Below are 23188 nucleotides of genomic sequence, written 5' to 3'. Positions count from 1 at the left end.
CGGGGGCGCGATGCTGAACCTGGGAACGGGCTCGTGGCCCGCGCGCCGGGCGCGGCGCGCACCGGACCGGGTCGCGCTGCGCCACCGGGACCGGGAGATCACCTACGGCGAGGTCTCGGAACGGTCGACCCGGCTGGCGCACGCCCTGGCGGGACTGGGCGTCCAGAGCGGCGCCCGGGTCGCCTACCTCGGCCGCAACCATCCCGCGTTCGTGGAGTCGATGTTCGCGGCCCACCTGCTGGGAGCGATCTTCGTGCCGCTGAGCTTCCGGCTCGCCGCCCCCGAACTCGACTACATGCTGGGGCAGTCGGGGGCCGAGGTGCTGATCCACGCGCCCGAGTGCGACACGGCGGTCGGCGGGCTGGTGTCGTACACCGGAGCCCGGGTGCCGCTGGCCTCGGCGTACGAGGGCCTGCTCGCCGGCGGCGCGACCGAGCCCATCGACGTCCCGCTCGGGCTCGACGACCCGGCGCTCGTCCTCTACACCTCGGGCACGACCGGCCTGCCGAAGGGGACCGTGCTCACCCACGGCAACCTGGCCTTCAACACCCTCAACATGTTCGTCGACGTCGACATCCGCGAGGACGAGGTCGCGCTCGTGGCCGCGCCCCTCTTCCATGTGGCGGCCCTGAACCAGCTGCTGCTGCCGACCTTCATGAAGGGCGGCACGTCGGTGCTGATGGACGGCTGGGACGTCGACGGCTGCCTCGACGCGATCGAGCGGCACGGCGTCACCTGGGTCTTCGGCGTCGCGGCGATGTTCGCGGGGCTGGCCCGGTCGCCGCGCTGGGACGCGGCCGACCTGTCCTCGCTGCGCCATGTCATGTCGGGCGGCGCGCCGATCCCCACCTCGCTGATCCACCGGTACCAGGAGCGCGGCATCGTGTTCTGCCAGGGGTACGGCCTGACCGAGACGGCGCCGGGCGCCACCTTCCTCGGTGCCGACGGCAGCGTCGAGAAGGCCGGGTCCGCGGGCACCCCGTGCTTCTTCGCCGACGTCAAGGTCGTCCGCCCCGACCTGTCCGAGGCCGCTCCCGGCGAACCGGGCGAAGTCCTGATCAGCGGGCCGAGCGTCACCCCCGGCTACTGGGACGCTCCTGAGGCGACCGCGGCCGCGTTCACCGCCGACGGCTGGTTCCGCTCCGGTGACGTGGCCTTCCGCGACGAGGACGGCCACCTCACGATCGTGGACCGGCTCAAGGACATGTACATCTCCGGTGGTGAGAACGTCTACCCGGCCGAGGCCGAGGCGGTCGCCGCCGGCCACCCGGCCGTCGCGGAGTGCGCGGTGGTCGGCGTCCCGGACGAGAAGTGGGGCGAGGCCGGAGCCGCCTTCGTCGTCGTCCGCCCGGGAGCGTCGCTCGCGCCCGACGACTTCCGCGCCTTCCTGCGCGAGCGCCTGGCGTCCTACAAGGTGCCGGGCCACGTGCACCTGGTCGAGCAACTGCCGCGCACGGGCTCCGGAAAGGTAAGGAAATCCACCCTGCGAGCCCGGTACGCGGCCACCTCCGGTGAACCCGAAGGGCAGCGCACCACGGAGCCCTAGGTGCTCCGGCCTTCACTCCCGGCCGCTGCGGGAGCACCGGTGCGTCATCTGGGGCGACGCGTGAACCTGTGTGGATCTGTTCGCTGAGCACGGGATACTCCAGGAGTGGGATCGGACGTTTTTCCGGATGAGCTGCGGGCGGCGGGGGTGACGGCCCGGGAGCTGGAGATCTTCTGGCTCGTCGGGGAGCGCCTGCACAACCAGGAGATCGCCGACGCCCTGCACGTGTCGGAGCGGACCGTGGAGAGCCACGTGTCGGCCCTCCTCCGCAAGCTCGGCGGGGCGGACCGGCAGGCGGCGCCGAACCGGCAGGTCCTGGTCGCGGCGGCGGAGCGGCTGAAGGCGGTCCGGGACGCCGGCGCCCTGCCGAGGCCGCTCTCCTCGTTCGTCGGGCGGGGCCGGGAGATCGAAGACCTGCGCGGGCTCGTCGGAGCCCGCCGCCTGCTGACGCTGACCGGGCCCGCGGGGACCGGCAAGACCCGGCTGGCGCTGCGGCTGGCGGACCTGGTGACCGATCTGCCGCCCCCCGTCCTGGTCGACTTCGCCCGCCTCGCGCCCGGCCAGGGCGTGGAACGGGAGTTCGCCGACGCCCTCGGGCTCGTCGCCCGGGACGAGGGCGGCTCCCGCGCCCGGATCCGCGCCGCGCTCGCGAAGGGCCGGCACTGGCTCCTCGTCGACAACTGCGAGCACGTGGCCGAGGGCGCGGCGGCGCTGCTCGCGGACCTGCTGGCCACCACCCGCGGCCTTCACGTCCTGGCCACCAGCCACGGGCCGCTGCGGGTCGCGGGGGAGGTCGTCTACGAGATCCCGCCACTCCCGGTCCCCGAGGAGGGCGACGATCCGGCGGCCGTGCTGAGCGCGCCGTCCGCGCGGCTGTTCGCCGACCGCGCCGCCGCGGTCTCACCCGGTTTCGAGGTCACGCCGGACAGCGCCCGGCACGTGGCGGTGATCTGCCGCCGGCTGGACGGCCTGCCGCTGGCGATCGAGCTCGCGGCCGCCCGGACCCGCATGTTCTCCGCGGCGGAGCTGCGGGCCCGGCTGGACGACCGGTTCTCGCTGCTGACCGACGGGGCGCGCGGGGCCCCGGCCAGGCACCGCACCCTGGAGGAGGCGCTGAGCTGGAGCTACGAGCTCCTGAACGGCGAGGAGCGGCTGCTGTTCGAACGTTGCTCGGTGTTCGCGGCCGCGTTCGACTACGACACCGCGGCACGGGTCCTCGGCTACCCGCCGCTGAGCGCGGACGCCCTCGTCCAGATCTTCCCGCGCCTCCTGGACCGCTCCCTGATCTCGCGCCGGCGGCAGGAGCAGGCGACCGAGTACTGGCTGCTCGACAGCGTCCGGCAGTTCGCGCACCGGCGACTCGAGGCGAGCGGGGCCGCCGGCCCGGCACGCGAGCAGCACGCCCGCCACCACCTGGGGCAGGGTGTGGCCGCGCTGAGCGACCTGTGCGGGCGCGACCAGGCGGCCGCGCTCCGCTGGTTCGCACGCCACTGGGCGGACCTGCGGGCCGCGATGCGCTGGGCTCTCGGGCGGCCGGACACGACCGTCGCGTGGGAGTTCCTCGCGGGCATCTGCACCGGATGGGAGGTGCTCGGTGCCCGCGCCGAGCTCTTCGACTGGCTCGACACGCTGCTCGAGCGTCCCCTCCCGCGAGGCTCCCTGGGCGTCCGAGCCGCGATCACCTGCGCGATCCTGCTCGACTACCAGGACACCGAACGTGCGCGGGGGTTCGCCGAGCAGGCGCATGAGCAGGCCGGAGACGCCTCGGCGCACGACCGGGCGCTGGCCCTGCTCGCCCTCGGCTGGACGGCGAGGGCGGCGGTGGTCGAGCAGGGCAGCGAGGTCGAGGTCCTCGAACGGGCCGTCTCCCTTTTCGAACGGCTGGGCGACGACTGGCACCGCGCTCTGGCGCTGTTCCGCCTGGGCTTGTCCATACCGGACGCCCCTGCCGCCCTGACCCGGATGGCGGAGGCCGCCGACCTCTTCGAGCGGCTCCACAACCCGGTCAAGCGCTCCAACTGCCTCTTCCACATGGCCAATCTCGCGATCGAGGAACGCGTCCGCCTCGACGACGCGGCCGCCTGGCTCGCCGAGGCCGGGACGCTGGCCGCGACCAGCGGCAACGAGCACGAGCGCCTGCACGCCGAGATCGCACTCGCCCGCCTCGACCAGGCGCGTGAGGACCACACCGCCGCCGAGCCCCGGTTCGCCGCGCTGCTCCCCGAGTTCCGCCAGATCGGCGACCTGCGCTGCGCGGCACGCTGCCTGCACGGCCTCGGCGGCGCCGCGGCCGCCGCCGGTGACCACGGGCGGGCCCGGGCGCGCCTCGCCGAGGCCCTCGAGATCGCCGTGGGGCTGGGAGACAGGAGCGTGCTCGTGACGAGCCTGCTCCTGCTCGCCGGCTCCGATCACGCGACCGGGCGGCCCGACCGCGCCGCGGTCCTGCTGGGCGCGGCCGAGAACCTCGCCCCGGCCTCTCCCGGGAGCCCGGAGCCGCCGCTCCGGGCCGCCCTCCGCGAACGCCTCGGGCCCGCCGGTCTCGCCGAGGCCCTCGCCGCCGGCCGAGGCACCCCGCTCACCGCGCTGCGCTCGCTCTGAACGGACCGGCGCCGGTCCCTGTCACGGCCTCGTGAGGCGGCCGAGGCACAGGACATAGCCCTCACCGCCGACCTCGCCCTTCCAGAAGGCGCTCGTGGCGCCCTCGAAGGGGCGGCAGATGGTCTCCGAGCCGAGGGAGAACTGGACTCGCGTCTTGTCCTCGACCTTGCCCACCACCTTGAACGCGGCGGTGGAGTCGGTGCACTTCACGACCTTGACGCCGTCACCGTCCCGCGCCACGCAGTCGCCTGCCTGAGCGGTCTCGGGCGCGCTCTTGCCGGCCGCCACCCGGACGAGCACGACGGCACCGACGACCGCGAGGAGGAGCACCAGCCCGGCGATGCGCTTCGCGGCCCTTCCCCGCCGTGCGCGCGGCGGGGCCGGCGGCGGGTACTGGTACGGCTGACCAGGGGAGGGGTAGGGAGTCGTGTGGTTCGCCATCGTGATCACTCTCCGAGTCGCCGGCCGGGCATGGAGGGCTCGTCCTCGATGGGACGCCCGTAGGTCACGGCGCCGAGGACGGCCGGGGGAGCGGTGGTGCGGAAGGCGGCGTCCGGACGTGCGCCGAGGGCGCCGTTGACGGTCGAGAACGCGACGCGCAGCGCCGCGAACACCGTGATCGCGAATATCCGCCGGTCGTCCCAACCGGCGTCGCGCAACTCCTGGACGTCCTCTCCGGTGGTGCCGTGGGGGCCGCCGGCGACCTTCCGCACCCAGCCGGCCAGGGCACGCTCCCGGTCGGTCAGCCCGGTGTCGGCGCCGCGGAGCACGGCGGCGGCGGTGTCCGGCTCGCTCGCCTCCGCCAGCCGGGAGCCCCAGGCCAGTGAGCAGTACGAGTCGCCGCCGGCCGAGGCGCACGCGGCGACGAGGACCCCGCGCTCGCGGGCGTCCAGCGCGGCCGCCGCGCCGGCCTCCCGGAGCAGCTCGAAGAGCCCCGCGACGAGGTCCGGCCGGTAGGCCCACAGCCGTGAGGTGTTCATGACGTGGCCGGCGTCGGCGATGTCCTCGTCGAACATGCGCCGCGCCTCGTCGGTCAGGGGAGGGGCGGCGAGGAAGCCGATCCCGCTCATCGCGGCCGCGCCTCGAAGGTGACCGGGCGGCCCTGCTCCTTCCACGCGGCCAGCCCGCCGTCGAGATGCGCGACGTCGGTGTAGCCGAGCGCCTGCAGCGTCTGCGCGGCCAGGGCCGACCTGCCGCCGGAGGCGCAGTAGAGGATCGTCCGCGCGGAGGGGGCGAACTCCTCGCGGTGGTACGGGCTCGCGGGATCCGCCCAGAACTCCAGCATCCCGCGGGGCGCCGGCACCGCGCCCGGGATGGCGCCCTCGGTCCGGACCTCATCGGGCTCACGGAGATCGACCAGCGTCACCCCGCCGCCTTCGAGCGCGTCGGCGACCTCTGGCACCGACAGGTTGCGCACCTCGTCCCGTGCGCGGGACACCAGTTGCCGGACGGAACCGCTCATTGCCTCACCTCGAACTCTCGGCTGTCGTCACCTCCCATCCGACAGGCGCCGCGCAGGGCGCACATCCGTGCTCAGTACGGAGACGGCGTCCGGGGCGGGTGCACGCGGGATTGGACCTCCCCGTGCCCGGTGGTCCCTTGTCCCGAAAGGACCGCTGGCCGGATCGCGCCATTGACCTGGCATATCGCCAAATAACACGAATGTAACAATCCGAGCCAAAGGCGCAAAAGGGGCGAGTGGTTCGCCATGGTGGGCTACGTTCGGCAGCGCAAAAGTGAGCTGCGTCACAGTGATCAAGCGCGGATCGACGGGACGCGGACGCTGCCGGCGACGGGAGGCGTGATGGCGGGGCGAGCACGTTCGGTCCGGACGAGGATCATCACCCTCCTCGTCCCCCCGATCCTCGCGCTGGCCGCGCTGTGGGGCTTCGCGGCGGCCACCACGCTCGGGGACGCCCTGCGCCAGGCGCGGTCGCGGACCTTCACCGAGAAGGTCGTCCGGCCGACCGACGCGATGATCGGCACGCTGCAGGACGAGCGGCGCATGTCGCTGTCCTACCTCGGAGACGACTCCACCATCGGCCGGTCGGGCTTCGACGCCCAGCGGGCGAAGACGAACCGGACCCGGGCGGCGTTCCGCGCGTCGGCCGCGGACCCGTCGATCCGGGGCGCGGCCGCGCCCGGGACCCGGCGGCGGATGGTCGAGCTGGCCGCCTCCCTGAGCGACCTGGAGAACGTCCGCGCCTCGGTGGACCGGCGGCAGATCAACCGCGCGCAGGCCCTGGCGCGCTACACGGGCTTCATCGACCTGGCGGCCGAGATCTACGACGAGACGCGCTCCTCCGACGAGCGCATCATGCGCGACACCCGGGTCCTCGACCTCCTGGAGCGGGCGAGGGAGAGCCTGTCGCGGGAGGACGCGCTCATCACCGGCGCGCTGACGGCGGGGCGGCTGAGCGAGGACGAGCACCGTTGGCTGGTGGAGCTGGCCGGGACCCGCCGCTTCCTCTACGGCGACTCGACCAGGACCCTGGCCGACGCCGACCGCCGGCGGTACGAGGCGATCATCGCGGGTCCCGAGTTCACCCTGTTCCAGCAGCTGGAGACCCGGTTGATCCAGGTGGGCCCCATCGAGGGGCGCCCGCCGGTGGACGTCGGGGCCTGGCACACCTCCACGGAGTCGGTGGACGTCCAGCTGGCGGGGCTCTCGTCCTCGATCCGCACGGCCACCGCGGCGCGGGCCGCCGACCAGGCGGACTCGGTGCTGCTGCGTCTCGCGCTCGCCGGCGGCGTCGGGCTCCTCGCGGTGGTGGCCGCCATCGTCATCGCGGTCCGGATGGGGCACCGGCTGATCCGGGAGAGCCGCGACATCGCCGACGCGGTCGCCGCCTTCACCCGGGACCGGATCCCGGCCATCGGCGAGCGGGCCCGCCGCGGGGAGCCCGTGCCCGGCGAGGAGCCCGGGCCGGCGCCCGAGTTCACCGTCACCGAGATCGGCAGGATCGACACCGCGTTCACCGAGGCGCGCATGGCCGTCGTCCGGGCGTCGGCGAGCGAGGCGGCCGCGCACAAGCGGCTCAACGACGTGTTCCTCACCCTCGCACGGCGGAACCAGTCCCTGCTGCAGCGCCTGCTCGGCCTCCTGGAGGGGATGGAGCGCGACACCGAGGACCCGGACGCCCTGGCGGCCCTCTTCGAGCTCGACCACCTGGCGACGCGGATGCGCCGGCACGCGGAGGGCCTGGTCATCCTGTCCGGACGGCCGTCCGGGCGGAGCTGGCGCCACCCGGTCCGGCTGATGGACGTGGCACGCGCGGCGGCGTCGGAGGTGGCGGACTACACGCGGGTCGAGGTCGTGCCGATGGGACGCACGGCCCTGTCCGGCCGCGCCGTCGCCGACACCATCCACCTGCTGGCCGAACTGATCGAGAACGCCGCCGTGTTCTCCCCGCCCACCACCAGGATCCGGGTGACCGGCGGGGTGGCCGCGCACGGTTTCGCGATCGAGGTCGAGGACCGCGGGCTCGGGCTCTCGGCCGGGGAACTGGAGCGGTTGAACGGGCTGCTCGCGACCGATCCCGAACTCGACTTCGACGACTCGGTCCGGCTGGGGCTGTTCGTCGTGGCGCGGCTCGCGGCCCGGCACGGCATCAAGGTGGTCCTGCGCTCCTCGCCCTACGGCGGCGTCGTCGCGATCGTGCTCATCCCGCACGACCTCGTCGCCGAACTGCCCGGCATGGGGGAGGGGGGCGCCGGCGACGGCTCCGGCGAGCACAGGTCGCTCGTCGCCGTGTCCGGCATGGCGGAGCGGGCCGGGGACGGGCATCGGCCCCGGCCCGGTCCCGCCTCGTCCCCGGCCGCCGAGGGGGTGCCCGAGGCGGAGCCGCTCGCCCTGCGGAAGGGCCGCGAGGAGAGCGGCGCGGCGGCCGAGCAGGAGGACGGGGGCGAGGACCTGCCAAGGCGGCGGCGGCAGCGGAGCCTCGCCCCGCAGCTGCGTGAGGCACCGCCCGAGCCGGGCGGGGCGGAGCCGGGCCGGCCACCCGAGGCCGCCGGCCACCTGCTGGCGAAGATCCAGAGCGGCTGGCGGCGCGGGCGGGCCGACACCGGTGGCGACACCGGCCCGGCCGTCCCCGGGGCCCAGCCTCCGCCCGGCCCCGGCGGCGAGTAATGCCCGGGGAACCGGACGAACTGTGGGTCGACGAGCAGGCCGGGCCCGTCGTCCGCCCCTTCGCGGTGGCGAGGGGCAGGACGCGGCAGCGCGGCGCGGCGCTGGACCTCATCGCGGTGGTCGTCACCGCCGAGGTGCCGATGCCGGATCCCCGGACGCTCGGCCCGGAGGACGAGCAGATCCTCGAACGCTGCCTGCGGCCCCGGGCGGTCGTCGACCTGGCGGCGGACCTGCTGCTGCCGGTCGGGGTCGTCCGCGTGCTGCTGAGCGACCTGCTGGACCGCGGGCTGGTGACCGTACAGCGGCCGGCGGGGCCCAGGACCGGGCCCACCGACCGGCGTCTTCTGGAGGAAGTGATCAATGGTCTCCGTGCGCTGTGACCTGTCGCGGGTCAAGGCCCTGCTGGCGAGCGCCGTGCTGCTGGCGACGCTGGGGGCCGCCGGGTGCGGCGACTCGGACGGCCTGCTCGAGTCCAGTGCGCCGGGAGTGACCCGCGAGCCCTGCCCCCGCCCGGTCAACAAGGGGCACGGTTGCATCTACCTCGGCACCCTTTCGGACCTGAGCGACGGGCCCTTCAAGTCGCTGGGGGTCCCGGTCACGAGGGCTCAGCGCGCGTTCTGGGACCGCGTCAACCGGCAGGGCGGCATCGCCGGGTACGACATCGACGTGACCACCTACGTCCGCGACAACCACTACGACCCGCGGGTGCAGGCCAGGGCCTACAACGAGATCAAGGGCAAGGTGCTCGCGCTGGCGCAGACGCTCGGATCGCCGGTGACCGACGCCATCCTCGGCTCCCTCCGGGCGGACGCGATGGTCGCGCTGCCGGTCTCCTGGACGTCGAAGTGGGAGTTCGAAGACAACATCCTGGAGTCGGGGGCCTCGTACTGCTTCGAGGCGATGAACGGCGTCGACTACGGCGTCGACCATCTCAGGGCCGAGAGCGTCATGGCGGTCCACTACGCCGGCGACTACGGCGACGACGCGGCCGCCGGGGCGAGGATCGCCGCCGCGGCGCGCGGGCTCTCCTTCACCGACGTGCCGACCGCCCAGGGGCAGCCCGGCAAGAGCAGCGCGGCGCAGGAAGAGGCCGTGCGGGCCATCCTCAGGAAGAAGCCCGACATCGTCATCCTCACCACGAGCCCCGTCGACGCGGCGACCATCATCGGCAGGACCGTCCAGGGCGGCTACCCGGGGCATTTCGTCGGCGACAACCCCACGTGGTCGAAAGGCCTTCTGCAGAGCCCCGCCATCGACGCGATGAAGGAGCGGTACCTCCAGGTCGCACCGTGGAAACCGTTCGCGACCGACTCGCCCGGCCACGCCGCGATGCGGCAGGCGGTCGGCAGGGTCGAGCCGGACGACTCCTACACCACCGGATGGGTCCTGTCCTACCCGCTGAAGGCGGCCCTCCAGCGGGCGATCGAGGACAAGGACCTGAGCCGCGAGGGGCTGCTGAAGGCCGTCCGCTCCATCAGGTTCGTCGACTACGAGGGCATCCTGCCCGCCGAGGCGGGGAACTCCTCCGGCTCCCCGAACTCCTCGGCGTTCCGGCAGACGGTGATCGGCAGGCCGGACCAGCACGAGTTCACCGGAGTCAAGGTGCTCACGGACTTCGCGGCCGGCCCGACCGCCCGGAGCTACCAGCTCGACGCCCCCTGCTACACCACCGGGTGACGGCGTCCTCCTCGGCTGTAGGGAGCCTCGATGGCGGAGATCGGCAATGGCGTGACCGGAGCGGGGTGCGCGCACTTTCTCCGCCGTACGTCCCGCCGGGTATTGACCACATCGGGCCACTCCAAGGAGGCGATCCTCGGAGTCTCTGGCCGCTGGTATAAGGGGGACGCGAATGGATTCATGAAATCTGCGGTCATTCCATCTGATCGGCTATCGATCACCCAATACGCCACATTTATGAAGATCATTTATGTAGGCTGAACGTGGTCGCGGCGGGGCGTGGAGGTGGGGCGAACGTGACTGGGTCCGGTGTGCGGCGAAGGGGGAACGTGGTTCCCGGGACCTCCCCGGCTCTCGTCGGGCGGGGTGCCGAACTGAGCGAGCTCAGGCGGCTGTGCGGCCTCGCGCGCATGGTGACGGTGACCGGGGTCGGCGGCGTCGGCAAGACGCGGGTCGCGCTGGAGGCCGCGGGGGAGTTGGCCGAGGAGTTCCCGAACGGCGCGTGGGTGGTGAACCTGGGGGGACTGCGCGACGGCTCGCTGGTCGGCCACGCGATCGCCCGCGCCCTGCGGGTGGTCGACCAGACCGCGCGGCCGCAACTCGACATCCTGGCCGACCACCTGTCCGGCAGGCGGCTGCTGCTGGTGCTGGACACGTGCGAGCACCTCCTGGGCTCCTGTGCGGGCGTGGCCGAGGTCCTGCTGAGGGCGGCCCCCGGGTTGCGCATCCTGGCCACGAGCAGGCAGGCCCTCGGCGTCGCCGGCGAGCGCGTGCTGAAGATCGCCCCCCTGGAGACGGCCGATCCCGGGACCGGGCCCGCGGACACCGCCGCGCGGCCTTCGGCGATGGTCCTCTTCGAGGAGCGCGCCGCGGCCGCCACGGGCGGCTTCGCCGTCGGCGAGGGGAACTGGCGCACCGTCGCCCACCTGTGCCGTCGCCTGGAAGGGCTCCCGCTCGCCCTGGAACTCGCGGCCGGCCAGCTCCGGCGCCTTTCCCTGGAACAGCTGTCCAGCAGGCTCGACGACCGGTTCGGGACGCTGGTCGACGCGGACGTGGCCATGGACGCGGCCCGGCACAACGCGCTGCGGACGACGGTCGGCTGGAGCCACGAGCTGTGCACGCGGCAGGAGCGGCTGCTGTGGGCCCGGCTCTCGGTCTTCGCCGGGGACTTCGACGAGCGGGCCGTCGCAGAGGTCTGCTGCGACGGCGTGCTTCCCGCGGACCGCCTCGCCCCGACGCTGGCGGGCCTGGTCGGCAAGTCGATCCTGGCGAGGACCGAGGGCGCTGCGGGCGCCCGGTACCACCTGCTCGACACCTTGCGCCAGTACGGCGCGCAATGGCTCGAGGAGCTCGGCGAGCAGCCGGAGGCGCGGCGCCGGCACCGCGACTGGTACCTGCGCCTGGTCGAGGGGTGCGAGCGGGAGTGGTTCGGCGCCGACCAGAAGGGCGTCTTCGAGCGCGTGCTGGGTGAGCACGCCAACGTGAGCGCAGCCCTGGAGTACTGCCTCACCACCCCGGGCGAGGCGCAGACCGGCATGCGCATGGGCGGGGCGCTGTGCTTCTACTGGGTGGGATGCGGCTTCCTCGGCGAGGGACGGCACTGGCTAGACCGGGCGCTGGCCCTCGACGCCGAGCCGACCCGGGCGCGGGCCAAGGCCCTCTGGGTGAACGGCTACATCGCCATCAAGCAGGGCGACACCGGCGCCGCGACCGCGCTGCTGGAGGAAGGCCGTGACCAGGCCCTGCTGGCCGGCGACCGGGTCGCGTCCGCCAACGCGGTCCACCGGCTGGGCTGCGTCGCACTGGTGACCGACGACCACGCGCAGGCGGCCGCCCTCTTCAAGGACGCGCTCGCCGCCTACGACTCCTTCGGCGAGCTGAACACCAGCGTGATCATGGCGCGCGTCGAGTACGCGATGACCGTCGCGTTCCAAGGAGACCTGCCCTACGCCGTCGAGTTGTGCGAGGAGGTCCGCGCGATCGGCGAGGAGCACGGCGAGCGTTGGGTCAGGGCCTACGCGCTCTACGTCCTGGCCTTCGCGGCCTGGACCGGGGGCCGCGTCGAGGAGGCGACCTGCCTCGCCCGGGAGTGCCTGAGCATCAGCCGGACCTTCGGCGACCTGGTGTGCGCCGTGCTGGCCATGGAACTGCTCGCGCTCTTCCAGGCGGCGGGCGGCCGGTCCCGGGACGCGGCGGCCCTGCACGGGGCGGCAGAACGGATATGGCGGACGGTCGGGCTCCCGCTCTTCGGTTCCGCGTACTTCAACGCGCCGCACAACGAAGGGGAGGCGCTCGCGCGGCGGGATCTGGGCGACGAGACGTACCGCCATCTCCTCCAGCAGGGGATGCGCTTGGACCTCGATCAGGCCGTCGCCTTCGCGACGGGCGGGCGTGCCGCGCCCCTCATGCCCACGGACGCCGCGGAGCCGCGCCGGTGAAGCCCATGGAGCGCGCGTTCCGCACCCGCAAGGAGGAGAAGGACCATGACGGAGCCCTCTGAGCACGCCGTCGTCGTGGGCGGCAGCCTGGCCGGGCTGCTGTCGGCGAGGATCCTCGCCGACCACTTCGCCCGGGTCACGCTGATCGAACGCGACCGGTTCACCGAGAACGTCGAGTCCCGGCCCGGCCTGGGGCAGGCCCGCCACCTGCACGTGCTCTGGAGCCGGGGACTGGAGATCGCCGAGGGGCTGTTCCCCGGCCTGGAGGACGAGCTGCGCGTCGCGGGCGTCCCCGAGGTCCGGGTTCCGGCGGACATGCTCTGGCTGACCTCCGCCGGGTGGCGCCGCCGCTTCGAGTCCACCCGGCTGCTGACCTTCAGCCGGGACCTCCTCGACTGGACCGTGCGGTCCCGCCTGGCCAAGGACGAGAAGGTCCGGCTGCTCTCGGGACACGAGGTGACGGGCCTGACCGCCGACGGTGGAACCGTCACCGGTGTGGAGGTGCGCGAGCGCGGGACGACCGCACGGGGGGAGCCGCTCACCGCGGACCTGGTCGTCGATGCCACCGGGCGGGTCTCGAAGACCCCCGCGTGGCTGGAGCGGATCGGCTACCCGGCGCCGCCGCAGACCCGGATCGACCCGCTCCTGGGCTACGCCAGCCGCAACTATGCCGTCCCCTCCGGGTTCGACCCCGGCTGGAAGGCGCTCTACCTCCAGGCCAAGGCGCCCGGCACGCGGACCGGTGCGCTGTTCCCGCAGGAAGGCGGCCGCTGGATCGTCAGCCTGTTCGGGGTCGGGGAGGACTACCCGCCCACCGATGAGGAGGGCTTCCTGGAGTTCGCCAAGAGCCTGCGCAGCCCGGTGCTCTACGAGGCGATCCGCGAAGCCGAGCCGCTCACCCCCGTCGTCAGCTACCGGCGCACCGACAACCACCGCCGCCACTACGAGCGGATGTCGGCGTGGCCGAAGCGGTTCGTGGTCGTGGGCGACGCGCTGTGCGCCTTCAACCCCCTCTACGGCCAGGGGATGACCGTCGCGGCGAAGTCCGCGCTCACGCTGGACGCCTGCCTGAGGGCGGACGGGGACCTCGACCGGCTCGCGGGGCGCTTCCACCGGTGGGCGGTGAAGAACGCCGCGGGCCCGTGGCTGGTGGCCACCGGCGAGGATCTCCGCTACGGCACCACGAAGGGCGCCTCGGCCGGCGTGCGGACCCGGATCCTCAACCGGTACGTGGACCGGGTCCAGGCCCTCGCCAACGTCGACCCGCGGGTGTGCGACCGGTTCGTCGACGTGCTGGCGCTCACCGCCCCGCCCGAGTCCCTGTTCCTGCCCGAGGTGCTCTGGCGCGCGGTGACGAAGCGCACGCCCCAGCCCACCGGCCCCGACGACCTCGCCCCGTGAGCGGGGTGCGTTCCGACGCGCGGAGAGCACGCGATGCCGCCGCACATGTCCTTGGAGGTGGGAGGTGACGGCTGAACGAGCGGGCTCGGGCCCGACGGTGCTCCGCATCCTCCTCGGCGCCCAGCTGCGCCGCCTGCGCGAGGCGTCCGGGCTGACCCGCCATGAGGCCGGCGACAGCATCCGGAGCTCGGAGTCGAAGATCAGCCGGCTGGAGCTCGGCCGCGTGAGCTTCAAGGAGCGGGACGTCGCCGACCTGCTCACTCTGTACGGCGTGACCGACCAGGCGGACCGCGACACGGTGCTGCGGAAGGTGCGCGAGGCCAACACACCGGGCTGGTGGCACCGGTTCAACGACGTGCTGCCCAGCTGGTTCCAGAACTACGTGGGGCTCGAGGAGTCGACCTCGCTCATCCGGACGTACGAGATCCAGTTCGTCCCCGGCCTGCTGCAGACGGCCGACTACGCCCGCGCGGTCATCCGGCTCGGCAATCCGGACGCGTCCGCCGCCGAGATCGCGCATCGGGTGGAGCTGCGGCTGCGCCGCCAGGAGCGGCTCTCGGGCCCGGGCGGCCCCTGGCTGTGGGCCGTCATCGACGAGACGGCGCTGCGCCGGCCGCTCGGCGGTCCCGAGACGATGCGCGGCCAGCTCGAACACCTCATCGCCCTGTGCGGCCGGCCCCGCACCACGATCCAGGTCATGCCGTTCCGCTTCGGGGGGCACGTCGCGGAGGGCGGCGCGTTCAGCATCCTGCGCTTCCCCGAGCCCGAGGTGCCCGACGTGGTCTACCTGGAGAACCTCACCGGCGCGCTCTATCTGGACAAGCCCGACGAGGTCGACCACTATCTCGGCGCGATGGAGATGCTGTGCGTCGACAGCACCACACCGGAGTCCACTCCCGACTTCCTCCTGGACCTCCTTCGCAGGGAGTACGGGACGGGGACGGCGGGAGCCGTCTCCCAGAACGGCGGAGCCGTGCGCACGGAGAGCTGCCGGCTTTCCGCGGCGCCCCGGTCCAGGGGCGATTTCCACGCCGTCGTGCCGACGCCCTTCGGCACCCGGATCCTGATCGGAGACGTGCTGGGCGCGCCCGGGTCCGCCGAGCAGACGGCGGCGGGCGTGCTCGGCAACTTCCGCCAGCTCGCGAGCCACGAGCCGAACCTGCCGGGGGTGGCCGAGCGGCTGAACTCGGTGGTCGTCCCGACGCTGGAGGACGAGCAGTTCGTCACCGCCCTGCTGCTCGGCCTCCGCGGCGACGGCGCCGAGATGGTGTGCTGCGGGAACCCGCCGCCCCTGCTGCTGCGGGACGGGCGGGTGCTCCCGCTCGAACCGCTGCCCGCCTACCCGCCGCTGACCCCGCTCGGCCTCGGCGATCACTGGTGGGAGGCGACGACCGTCCCCCTGCGCCCCGACGACCGGCTGCTGCTGCACACCTACGGACTGACCGAGGCGCGTGACGCCCGCGGCCGCGCCTATCCGCTCGCGGAGCGGTTCGCCGCGACGCCCGCCGGCGACCCGGCGGTGGAACTGGAGAGCATCCGGGACGACCTGCTCGACCACGCCGGAGGCGTTCTCGGCCTCCGGACGACGCTTCTGCTCGCGCTGCCCGAGCGCCAGGGCCCGCGGCCCGGTGCCGAATGGGCGAGACCGCACGGAGCCGGTCACACGGGCGAATGACAGACCTGCTCGTGCGAGCCCGGCAAGGGGAGCGCCCGTAGCTCCGAAAGCCGTACCGTCTGCGAGAATCCACCGGTCCCACCGCCGATCCGTGCGAACGGGGCGGTGCGCACCGGACCGCCGCTTCACGGCAGAGCACGCGGATCCGGGGAGGGCACGGGACGGGAGAGAGGGAGTGGCGGGCATGGAGCCTCTGCGGTCCGGTGATCCTCGGCGGGTCGGCGGCCACCGCCTGCTGGGCAGGATCGGCACCGGCGGCATGGGCCAGGTGTTCCTGGGGCGGTCGCCGGGCGGGGCGCTGGTGGCGGTCAAGGTCGTCCACCCCCAGCTGGTCGAGGATCCGGGCTTCCGGGCGCGGTTCCGCCGCGAGGTCGACGCCGCGCGGGCCGTCAGCGGCGCCTTCACCGCGCCCGTCGTCGACGCGGACCCGGGCGCCGCCCTGCCGTGGCTGGCGACCGCGTACCTGCCGGGCGTCCCGCTGGACCTGGCGGGACCGCTGCCGGCTCCCGCCGTCGCCGCGCTGGGCGCCGGGCTCGCCGAGGCGCTGGTGTCGATCCACCGCGCCGGCGTCGTGCACCGCGACCTCAAACCGTCCAACGTCATCCTGGGGCTCGACGGCCCCAAGGTGATCGACTTCGGCATCGCCCACGCCGCGGACGCCGCCGTCGTCACCCAGGCGGGGTTCACCGCCGGGTCCCCGGGCTTCATCGCGCCGGAGCAGGCCCGCGGAGGATGGACGGGGCCCGCCGCCGACGTCTTCTCCCTCGGCGCGGTCCTGGTCTTCGCCGCGACGGGCGCCGGCCCCTACGGGCAGGGACCGCCCCACGTGCTGATCTACCGCGCCGTGCACGAGCGGCCGCGGCTCGACGCGGTCACGGACCCGGCGCTGCGGGCCGTCGTCGAAGCCTGCCTCGACCCCGACCCGGGGCGGCGGCCCACCCCGGACCAGCTGCTCCACCGGCTCGCCGGACTCATGCCGCAGAGCGCCGACCTGCACGGCGTCGGCTGGCTGCCGGACGCCGTCGCCACGCGCGTCCTCCAGGCCGGAACGGACGTTCCCGAAGTCCCGCCGACGGCGCCCGGGACAGGCGGGGCGCCGGGACGGCGGCGGTTCCTGATCCTGGGCGGGGCGGCCGCGGGCGTCGCGCTGGGCACCGGGGGAGTCGTGGCGCTGGTCCGGTCACTGCGGGAGCCTTCGGACGGGTCCGGCGCGCGGACGCCGTCCGCGTCGCCCGCCGCGTCCTCCGTGCCGGCGCCCGCGGCCATGCGGGACGGCAAGGTGCTCTGGAAGCGCTTCTCCGGCGACGAATACCTTATCTCCACCCCGGCCGTGGCCGGCGGGCGCGTCTTCGTGGGCAGTGAGAAGGGGATCCTGCTGGCATTCGACGCCAGGACCGGCGAACCGCGGTGGAAGTACCGGGCCGCGCAGCGGATCGTCACCGGTCCCGCCGTCGCGTCGGGCCTCGTCTACGCGTTCTCCCAGGACGGTGTCCTGCACGCGGTCGACGCCCGTACGGGCAAGCTGAGATGGCAGCGGACGGTGGGAGGCACCCAGGCGGACCCCATTGTCGCCGGGGGTCTGGTGTACTGCGGCGGCGACGCCCTCAACGCGCTCGACGCGTCCGGGGGAGCGGTCCGATGGCGGCGCGGCGGTGCTGACCGGACCCCCGCCGTTGCCGACGGGGCCGTCTATGTCCCCGGCGGCAAGAGCCTCTCCGCCTATGACGCGTCCACCGGCCGGCCCCGGTGGACGTATCCGTCCCCCAAGGGCGTCCAGGACACCGCGGCGGCGAACGGCATCGTCTGCTTCGCCGACTTCCAGGGCGAGAAGATCCACGCGGTCGATGCCCGTACCGGCAAGCGGCGCTGGACGTTCGACACGGGCGAGACCGCCACCTCCCGGCCGGTGGTGGCGGACGGCGCGGTCTACGTGTGCGACTTCGGCGGGAAGGTCTCCGCTCTGGATCCCGCCACGGGGACGATGCGCTGGCAGGTCCAGTTGGAGGGGGAGATCCACGAGAACCCCGTCCTGACCGGCGGCACCCTGTACGTCCCGAGCGGGGTCTATTCCGACGGAGGCGTGTACGCGATCGAGGCCGGCGCCGGCCGCAAGGTGTGGCGGTTCCGGACCGACGAGGGCATCGAGTCCGGTCCGGCCGTCGGGGACGGGATCGTCTACACCGGCTGCAAGGACGGTTACCTGTACGCTCTCGACGCGCGCGGTGGATCAGGCACCGCGACCGGCTGAGAGACGGAGAGGCGATGCCCGCGACACGCCCGGGAGACCCGCGGCAGGTGGGACCCTACCGCGTCGTGGCCAGGCTGGGCGCGGGCGGCATGGGGCAGGTCTTCCTCGGCCGCTCGCCCGCCGGCCGCACGGTCGCCATCAAGATCATTCATCCCGCGCTGGCGGAGGAGGGCGACTTCCGGACGCGGTTCCGGCGCGAGATCACGGCGGCCCGCGCGGTCGGCGGCGTCTATACCGCCCCGGTGGTGGACGCCGATCCCGACGCCTCGCCCCCGTGGCTGGCCACCACGTTCCTGCGCGGCCTGTCCCTGGAGGCCGCCGTCGCGGCGCACGGGCCGCTGCCTCCCCCCGCGGTCCGCGCGCTCGGCGCGGGGCTCGCCGAGGCGCTGGTGTCGATCCACCGGGCCGGGATCGTGCACCGCGACCTCAAGCCGTCCAACGTGATGCTCACGCCCGAGGGCCCGCGCGTCATCGACTTCGGCATCGCGCGCCCGAACGAGGCCACCGCGCTGACGCGGACCGGGGTGGCCCTCGGCACCCCCGCCTACATGTCCCCCGAGCAGGCCTCCGGCGAGGCGGTCGGGCCGCCGTCGGACGTGTTCTCGTTCGGCGCGGTGCTGACCTACGCCGCCACCGGAACCGGGCCGTTCGGGCGGGGCGCCGTCCACGAGATGGTGTACCGCGTCATGCACCTGCCGCCCTACCTGGACGGTGTCGCCGATCCCGGCCTGCGCGCGCTGATCGCGGCGTGCATGGACAAGGACCCCGCCCGCAGGCCCGGCGCCGACCGGCTGCTGGCGCAGCTGTCCGCCGACCCGGCCGCCGCCGCGCAGGGCACGCACTGGCTGCCGCCGCCCGTCGCGCACGACGTCGCCCGGCGGGGCGAGGCCGCCGTCCCCCGTTCCCCGGGCCGCCGTGCCTTCCTGGCCCTCGGGGCCGGCGGCGTCCTGACGGCCCTGGCCGCGGGCGGGACGGGCGCCTTCCTCCTGCGGCGCGGCGACTCCCCGGTCCGCTGGACGTTCGAGCTGCCCGGCGGCATGTACATCAGGACGCGCCTCGTCGCGTCGGGCGGGAGCGTGTTCGCGTTCGGCTCGGCCGGGCTGGCCGGCCGCACGTTCGCGCTCGACGCCCGGACCGGGCGGAAGAGGTGGCAGGCCGACTTCGTGGCGGATCGGGACTCGTCGCCGGCCCTGCTCGGAGGCAGGGGTTTCCTCTACGACTCGACGGGCCGGGAGGCCGTGGTCGGGTTCGACCAGGCGACGGGCAAGGGCCTGTGGACCCAGCCGCTGAGGAGCCTGGGGCTGGCGCCCGTCCTGGTCGCCGCGTCCGGAGTCGTCTGCCTCACCGGGAGCAGCGGCACCGGGGAGTACGGGCTGTACGGGTACGACGCCGCGAGCGGCCGGCCGCGCTGGCGGTACCGCGTGGACGGCCTGCTCCAGACACAGGCGGTGCTCGCGGGCGGCATGTGCTGCATCGCCACGGAGGAAGGCTTCGTCTACGGGATCGACGTCGTCACCGGCAACGCGCGCTGGCAGGTGCGGGCGGGTGCGGGCTCCACCACGACGCCCATAGTGGCGGGCGACGTGGTGGTGGTCTTCGCCGAGGACGGCTCCGTCCTCGGCCTCGACGCGGCGACCGGCCGGAAGCGCTGGCGCGTCGCCCTGGGCGCCGGTGCGGCGTCCCAGCAGGGCAGGGGATCACCGGCAGGGGTCTCCGGCGGCACGGTGTTCGTCGGCGGCCAGGACGGGACCCTCCACGCCATCGACCCGGTGGCCGGGCGCCTGCGGTGGAAGCGCTCCGTCACGAGCGGGCCGGGCGATGGAGGATCGCGCGACTTCCTGGTCCCCGCCGTGGGCGGAGGCCTCGCGGTGGTCACCGACAACGAGGGCCGGATCGTCGCCCTGGACGCCGCCACCGGCACGCCCCGCTGGGAGCGCGAAGTCGACCAGGGGCTCGGCGAACGGCCGCTGATCCTGGGATCGCTGGTGTACTACGGCGCCGTCGGCGGCCTGTCGGTCCTTGACCTGCCGACAGGCCGCCTGCGGCGCCGCTTCGAGTTCGAAGACGTCCTTCGCGCGGTCGGTTCGGCGCAGTACTACACCGCGATGGACGGCACGGTGTACTGCGCCGTGGACGGCTCCGTCATCCAGGCGATCCGCTCCGACCCGTGACGCCGCCGGAGGGGAGCGCGGTCAGTCGTAGGGCAGGGTCACGACGGACTTGTCGCCGGTGCCGAGGGTGGTGGGGTTGTTCCCGATGGCGTTCCAGACCTCGATCCTGACGGTGCCGCCGTCCAGGTCGCCCAGGGACCCGGTGGCCGACTTCAGACCGGTGCTCTGCGTGTAGTGCTCGTAGCCGGGCTGCGGGTCGGTGGCGTAGTAGTGGAAGGTCTCCACCCTGTCCCACGTCCCGTCCCCGGTGCGGTCGTAGGAGATCCGCACCTGGGGGCCGTTCCCCACCGCGGTTCCGGCGTCGACCGCGAGGTCCAGGCGGGTGGCGCCGCCGTTGTACTCGAGGGTCACCCCCTTGGCGGTGAAGGTCACCGGGTCGGCCGGCGTCCCGTCGTGGTTCTGCCCGCCGGCCGAGGCGAGGGTCGCGGTGCCGGTCGTTCCTGGGGCCGGCAGCACGGTCCCGTCGCCCTGCGGGTACAGCGTCGGCTTCCAGGGCGTCCCCGTGGGCGTCTCCGTGGGCGTGGTCGTCGGTGTGGTCGTCGGCGTCGGCGTCCCGCCGTCGCCGCCTCCGGTCGCGCTGCCGCCGCTCCAGTCGTTCGCCCCGGAGGCGACGGTCTTGCCGGGGGGCACGTCGAGGGCCGTGCCGTCGGAGAAGTGGACGGTCAGGTCCTTCGAGGTGATGTTGGAGGCGACGTACGTCCGGGCGCCGTTCTTGACGAAGACGCTGCTCAGCGGGTTGTCCGCGGTGACGCTCGTGTCGACGTGCCCCAGCGCGGCCAGGTTGCGGATCCAGTGGAAGGTGTGCGCCTTGCTCTCACCCTCCTCGGAGGGGAAGCCGCTGTTCGCGCGGAAGGCGGCCAGCGCCTTGTCCCCGTCTCCGAGGGCGAGGAACTCGTACCAGATGTCGGTCCAGGAGGGGGGCTGGGCCGACCCGCTGTTGGTCAGCATGTCCTGGTAGTCGGTGAGGACGTAGTCCGGGTCGTAGCCGAGGTACAGGTGGCCGCCGGTCACGGGCAGCAGGTTGATTCCCTGGATCTTGGCCGGGTCGGCGGAGAACCAGGTGGAGTACGCCGCGCCGTCGCTCCAGACCATGCCGACCTCGTTGTGGGCGAAGCCGCCCGGGAAGACCTGGTCCCTGGTGTCGAACCAGTAGTCCTGGATCGCCGCCGCCTGCGTCGTGTACATGTAGATGCCCGCGTCGCGGACGGCCTTGTTCCCGGTGGCCTGCCCCCACTGGATCAGTGCGTTGTCGAAGTTCATGCCCTCCGAGGACGACTCCTGGTTGTTGCCGGCCGCGAACGAACCGTGCCCCGACGCCCAGTCGTGGCCGCCGTAGATGTCGAAGTCCCGCAGGTAGGGGAACCGCGTGTCGGTGCGGTCGTAGTTGTTCGCGTCGCGGATCAGCAGGTCCACCATTCCGCCGTACCGCTCCGCGGACGCCCACTCGGGGTCGAACTTGGCCAGGGTGGCCGCCGCGGCGATGTAGTAGCCGTAGTGGAAGTGGTGGTCGTTGAGCTCCTGGTCCGACCCGTAGGAGGCCGGGTAGCCGATGAGGGTGCCCCAGTTCCGGTCATAGTAGAAGACGTGCGCCGTCTTCCCGGGCGAGGCGGTGAACCAGTCGGTGAGCTTGGACCTGATCGCCGACAGGGCGCCGTCCCGTACCGCCGTGTTCCCGGTCTGGTCGGCGATCTCCGCGAGGCGTGCGGCGCGCCCGAGGCCCTTGCCGGTCCAGTACGTGTCGTCGCTGACCTGCTTGGCCGGGTCGGACTTCTCGGCGTCGAGGTAGTTCTGCAGCGTGGCCGCGTCCGATCCGCTGGAGTCGGCGACGGCGGGCACCTCCGGCAGCACCCCGTGGAACCACATCGAGGTGGTGAAGGAGTCGATCCCGGTGAGCACCTTGAGGGCGCCGCGCGGTGAGACGTACGTCTGCGGCAGCGGTGTGCCCGATGCCAGGTACCGCCACTGGTGGGGGAGCAGCGCCGCGACCGTTCCGGTGCCGCCGCCTTCCAAGGCGGTGGTGGTGTACTTGTAGGTCGTCGTCACCGTGCTCTTGCCCTCGTCGTAACGGTAGGAGACCGCCGTGCCGGTGACGTGGTCGTACGCGGATTTCCCGTATGCCGCGGCCAGGCTCTTCCGGTCGGCGTCGCTGCTCGATGCGGTGGTCGGCAGGACGGCGACGGAGAAGTAGTCCTTCCCGGCGAGCGACGAGCCGATCGTCGAGCCGCTGACCGTCCAGGTCGCCCCGGACGGGGCGTAGGCGGCGTAGTCGTGGCCGTTGATCGTGTAACCGATCCAGGATCCGCTGTTGGACCAGACGGTCGGGGCCGCCCCGCCGGAGGCGGTGAGCTGCGCGCTCCCTCCGGACGTGCGGAAGTACGCGAACGGCATGCCCTTGCCGATGGTGGCGCGCAGGGAGCGGGCTCCGTCGCTCAGGTACGGGCTGACCGTCCAGTCGCTCCAGTCGTCGACCTCGACCTCGGGGGCGTTCAGCTGCGCCACTCCGGCGACGAAGTCCTCGCTGTAGGGGAAGTGGTACTCCCCGGGACCGGTCGCGGAGCCGCTGATGGAGGGCGTCGTGCTGTAGGAGAACCCGAGGCCGCCGGCCTGGGCGCGGAAGGACAGCGGGTTGGCGGCCAGCGGTTCGCCGTACGCGCAGTTGGTGCGCTTCCACAGGATGGACGACCACCAGTCGTTGGTGGGCACGGCGCCGGACGGGGCGTTGGCCGTCACCCACCGGCGCGGGTCGGTCGAGATCGAACCGCAGCCCGAGGGCAGCGGGCCGACCTGGGCGGTGGTGTAGCCGCCGGCGCCAACGGTGTCGGCGGCGGCGTCGCCGGGACGGAGGGCCGCCAGAGAGAGGACTCCGGCGATCAGCAGGGCGACGCCGGCGGCGACCAGGGCCCGGTACGGGCGCCTCGCGCCGGCGCCGCCGCGGGCGGTGCCCGGCGGCGGCGCGGAGGCGGGTGCGGGGGAGCGGCCGGCCGGCGCGAGCGCGCCGAGCAGGCGCGCACGGGCACGGCTCGGCCGCCGCCGGCCTGGTGGCCGGGACATGTCGGACGGGGTCATCGTTACGCCTCCCAAGATCTGATCCGCACGGCGTCCGGTGGAAGCGGACGCCGTGCGGAGGGGGGTGGGTTGGAGGGCAGGCGGGCGGGGGGTTCGCGAACGGCGCCACTGAGAGAGCGCTCTCACACAGAAGAGCGCAATCTTGCGGCGCCGTCAACACCGAATCCGAGAAACGTGCGATGGGTCGGCAATCCAGCATTCTTCTAGGCGAACCCGTTGACAGTCGGCGAGTGGACGCT

The 23188-nt window shown here is 73.5% G+C and carries 15 protein-coding genes and 1 pseudogene; 12 read left to right on the top strand and 4 right to left on the bottom strand.

Annotation, left to right across the window (positions count from 1 at the left end):
• Positions 1-10 precede the first annotated feature (10 nt).
• Together FKD65_RS06760 and FKD65_RS46200 are read left to right on the top strand one after the other, a co-directional pair.
• Complete coding sequence (locus tag FKD65_RS06760) at positions 11-1546, top strand: long-chain fatty acid--CoA ligase (protein ID WP_141576665.1); 1536 nt, start codon at positions 11-13, stop codon at positions 1544-1546.
• A 105-nt stretch (positions 1547-1651) separates the two neighbouring features.
• Positions 1652-4144, top strand: a complete 2493-nt coding sequence (locus tag FKD65_RS46200) for a LuxR C-terminal-related transcriptional regulator (RefSeq protein ID WP_141576664.1) — start codon at positions 1652-1654, stop codon at positions 4142-4144.
• A 21-nt stretch (positions 4145-4165) separates the two neighbouring features.
• Here the strand turns inward: FKD65_RS46200 and FKD65_RS06750 are convergent, their stop codons facing one another.
• From FKD65_RS06750 to FKD65_RS06740, 3 genes are read right to left on the bottom strand one after another with little or no spacing between them, the layout of a single operon-like run.
• Positions 4166-4585 (bottom strand): hypothetical protein, encoded by a 420-nt coding sequence (locus FKD65_RS06750; RefSeq protein WP_141576663.1) that lies wholly within the window; start codon positions 4583-4585, stop codon positions 4166-4168.
• 5 nt (positions 4586-4590) lie between these two features.
• Positions 4591-5214, bottom strand: a complete 624-nt coding sequence (locus tag FKD65_RS06745) for a carboxymuconolactone decarboxylase family protein (RefSeq protein WP_141576662.1) — start codon at positions 5212-5214, stop codon at positions 4591-4593.
• Positions 5211-5606, bottom strand: a complete 396-nt coding sequence (locus FKD65_RS06740) for a rhodanese-like domain-containing protein (RefSeq protein WP_141576661.1) — start codon at positions 5604-5606, stop codon at positions 5211-5213. Before FKD65_RS06740 ends, FKD65_RS06745 begins: the two co-directional genes overlap by 4 nt.
• Before the next feature lie 342 nt (positions 5607-5948).
• On the opposite strand from FKD65_RS06740, the gene FKD65_RS06735 reads away from it, so the two are divergent.
• The 10 genes and pseudogenes from FKD65_RS06735 (at position 5949) to FKD65_RS06695 (ending at position 19883) form a co-directional block, all read left to right on the top strand.
• Entirely contained in the window at positions 5949-8273 is a 2325-nt protein-coding gene (locus tag FKD65_RS06735; protein WP_168220963.1) for an ATP-binding protein, read from the top strand.
• Positions 8273-8653 carry a DUF742 domain-containing protein gene (locus tag FKD65_RS06730; RefSeq protein WP_141576659.1) on the top strand — a complete coding sequence of 127 codons (381 nt, stop codon included), beginning with the start codon at positions 8273-8275 and terminating at the stop codon, positions 8651-8653. Before FKD65_RS06735 ends, FKD65_RS06730 begins: the two co-directional genes overlap by 1 nt.
• Positions 8634-9950, top strand: coding sequence for an ABC transporter substrate-binding protein (locus FKD65_RS06725; RefSeq protein ID WP_141576658.1), 1317 nt, complete (start codon positions 8634-8636; stop codon positions 9948-9950). Before FKD65_RS06730 ends, FKD65_RS06725 begins: the two co-directional genes overlap by 20 nt.
• A 30-nt stretch (positions 9951-9980) precedes the next feature.
• Positions 9981-10211: a hypothetical protein gene (locus tag FKD65_RS06720; protein ID WP_141576657.1), complete on the top strand. Its 231-nt coding sequence runs from the start codon at positions 9981-9983 to the stop codon at positions 10209-10211.
• A 68-nt stretch (positions 10212-10279) separates the two neighbouring features.
• The gene (locus FKD65_RS06715; RefSeq protein ID WP_141576656.1) at positions 10280-12388 is read left to right on the top strand and encodes a regulator; all 2109 of its coding nucleotides are present in this window, start codon (positions 10280-10282) and stop codon (positions 12386-12388) included.
• Positions 12389-12433: 45 nt separating this feature from the next.
• On the top strand, positions 12434-13789 hold the full coding sequence (locus FKD65_RS06710; RefSeq protein WP_141576655.1) for an NAD(P)/FAD-dependent oxidoreductase: 1356 nt from the start codon (positions 12434-12436) through the stop codon (positions 13787-13789).
• A 64-nt stretch (positions 13790-13853) separates the two neighbouring features.
• Positions 13854-14711, top strand: a pseudogene (locus tag FKD65_RS45385) (helix-turn-helix domain-containing protein); the annotation flags it as partial.
• 51 nt (positions 14712-14762) lie between these two features.
• Positions 14763-15464, top strand: a complete 702-nt coding sequence (locus FKD65_RS45380; protein WP_240810297.1) for a PP2C family protein-serine/threonine phosphatase — start codon at positions 14763-14765, stop codon at positions 15462-15464.
• A gap of 184 nt (positions 15465-15648) precedes the next feature.
• Positions 15649-17712, top strand: a complete 2064-nt coding sequence (locus tag FKD65_RS06700) for a PQQ-binding-like beta-propeller repeat protein (protein ID WP_141576653.1) — start codon at positions 15649-15651, stop codon at positions 17710-17712.
• A gap of 14 nt (positions 17713-17726) precedes the next feature.
• The gene (locus FKD65_RS06695; RefSeq protein ID WP_141576652.1) at positions 17727-19883 is read left to right on the top strand and encodes a PQQ-binding-like beta-propeller repeat protein; all 2157 of its coding nucleotides are present in this window, start codon (positions 17727-17729) and stop codon (positions 19881-19883) included.
• A gap of 21 nt (positions 19884-19904) precedes the next feature.
• On the opposite strand, the gene FKD65_RS06690 is transcribed toward FKD65_RS06695, so the two are convergent.
• Positions 19905-22949 (bottom strand): glycosyl hydrolase, encoded by a 3045-nt coding sequence (locus tag FKD65_RS06690; protein ID WP_240809998.1) that lies wholly within the window; start codon positions 22947-22949, stop codon positions 19905-19907.
• Positions 22950-23188 lie beyond the last annotated feature (239 nt).

Source organism: Actinomadura sp. WMMA1423 (assembly GCF_006547145.1).
Classification (GTDB): domain Bacteria; phylum Actinomycetota; class Actinomycetes; order Streptosporangiales; family Streptosporangiaceae; genus Spirillospora.
Note: the sequence above shows the minus strand (reverse complement) of the source record. Positions and strands in the feature narration are given on the sequence as shown.

What these genes read in the sequence shown, in the direction of transcription:
- FKD65_RS06760 (WP_141576665.1), top strand. Translation starts at nt 11, where the DNA reads ATGCTGAACCTGGGAACGGGCTCGTGGCCCGCGCGCCGGGCGCGGCGC.
- FKD65_RS06750 (WP_141576663.1), bottom strand. Translation starts at nt 4,585, where the DNA reads ATGGCGAACCACACGACTCCCTACCCCTCCCCTGGTCAGCCGTACCAG.
- FKD65_RS06745 (WP_141576662.1), bottom strand. Translation starts at nt 5,214, where the DNA reads ATGAGCGGGATCGGCTTCCTCGCCGCCCCTCCCCTGACCGACGAGGCG.
- FKD65_RS06740 (WP_141576661.1), bottom strand. Translation starts at nt 5,606, where the DNA reads ATGAGCGGTTCCGTCCGGCAACTGGTGTCCCGCGCACGGGACGAGGTG.
- FKD65_RS06735 (WP_168220963.1), top strand. Translation starts at nt 5,949, where the DNA reads ATGGCGGGGCGAGCACGTTCGGTCCGGACGAGGATCATCACCCTCCTC.
- FKD65_RS06730 (WP_141576659.1), top strand. Translation starts at nt 8,273, where the DNA reads ATGCCCGGGGAACCGGACGAACTGTGGGTCGACGAGCAGGCCGGGCCC.
- FKD65_RS06725 (WP_141576658.1), top strand. Translation starts at nt 8,634, where the DNA reads ATGGTCTCCGTGCGCTGTGACCTGTCGCGGGTCAAGGCCCTGCTGGCG.
- FKD65_RS06720 (WP_141576657.1), top strand. Translation starts at nt 9,981, where the DNA reads ATGGCGGAGATCGGCAATGGCGTGACCGGAGCGGGGTGCGCGCACTTT.
- FKD65_RS06710 (WP_141576655.1), top strand. Translation starts at nt 12,434, where the DNA reads ATGACGGAGCCCTCTGAGCACGCCGTCGTCGTGGGCGGCAGCCTGGCC.
- FKD65_RS06700 (WP_141576653.1), top strand. Translation starts at nt 15,649, where the DNA reads ATGGAGCCTCTGCGGTCCGGTGATCCTCGGCGGGTCGGCGGCCACCGC.
- FKD65_RS06695 (WP_141576652.1), top strand. Translation starts at nt 17,727, where the DNA reads ATGCCCGCGACACGCCCGGGAGACCCGCGGCAGGTGGGACCCTACCGC.
- FKD65_RS06690 (WP_240809998.1), bottom strand. Translation starts at nt 22,949, where the DNA reads ATGACCCCGTCCGACATGTCCCGGCCACCAGGCCGGCGGCGGCCGAGC.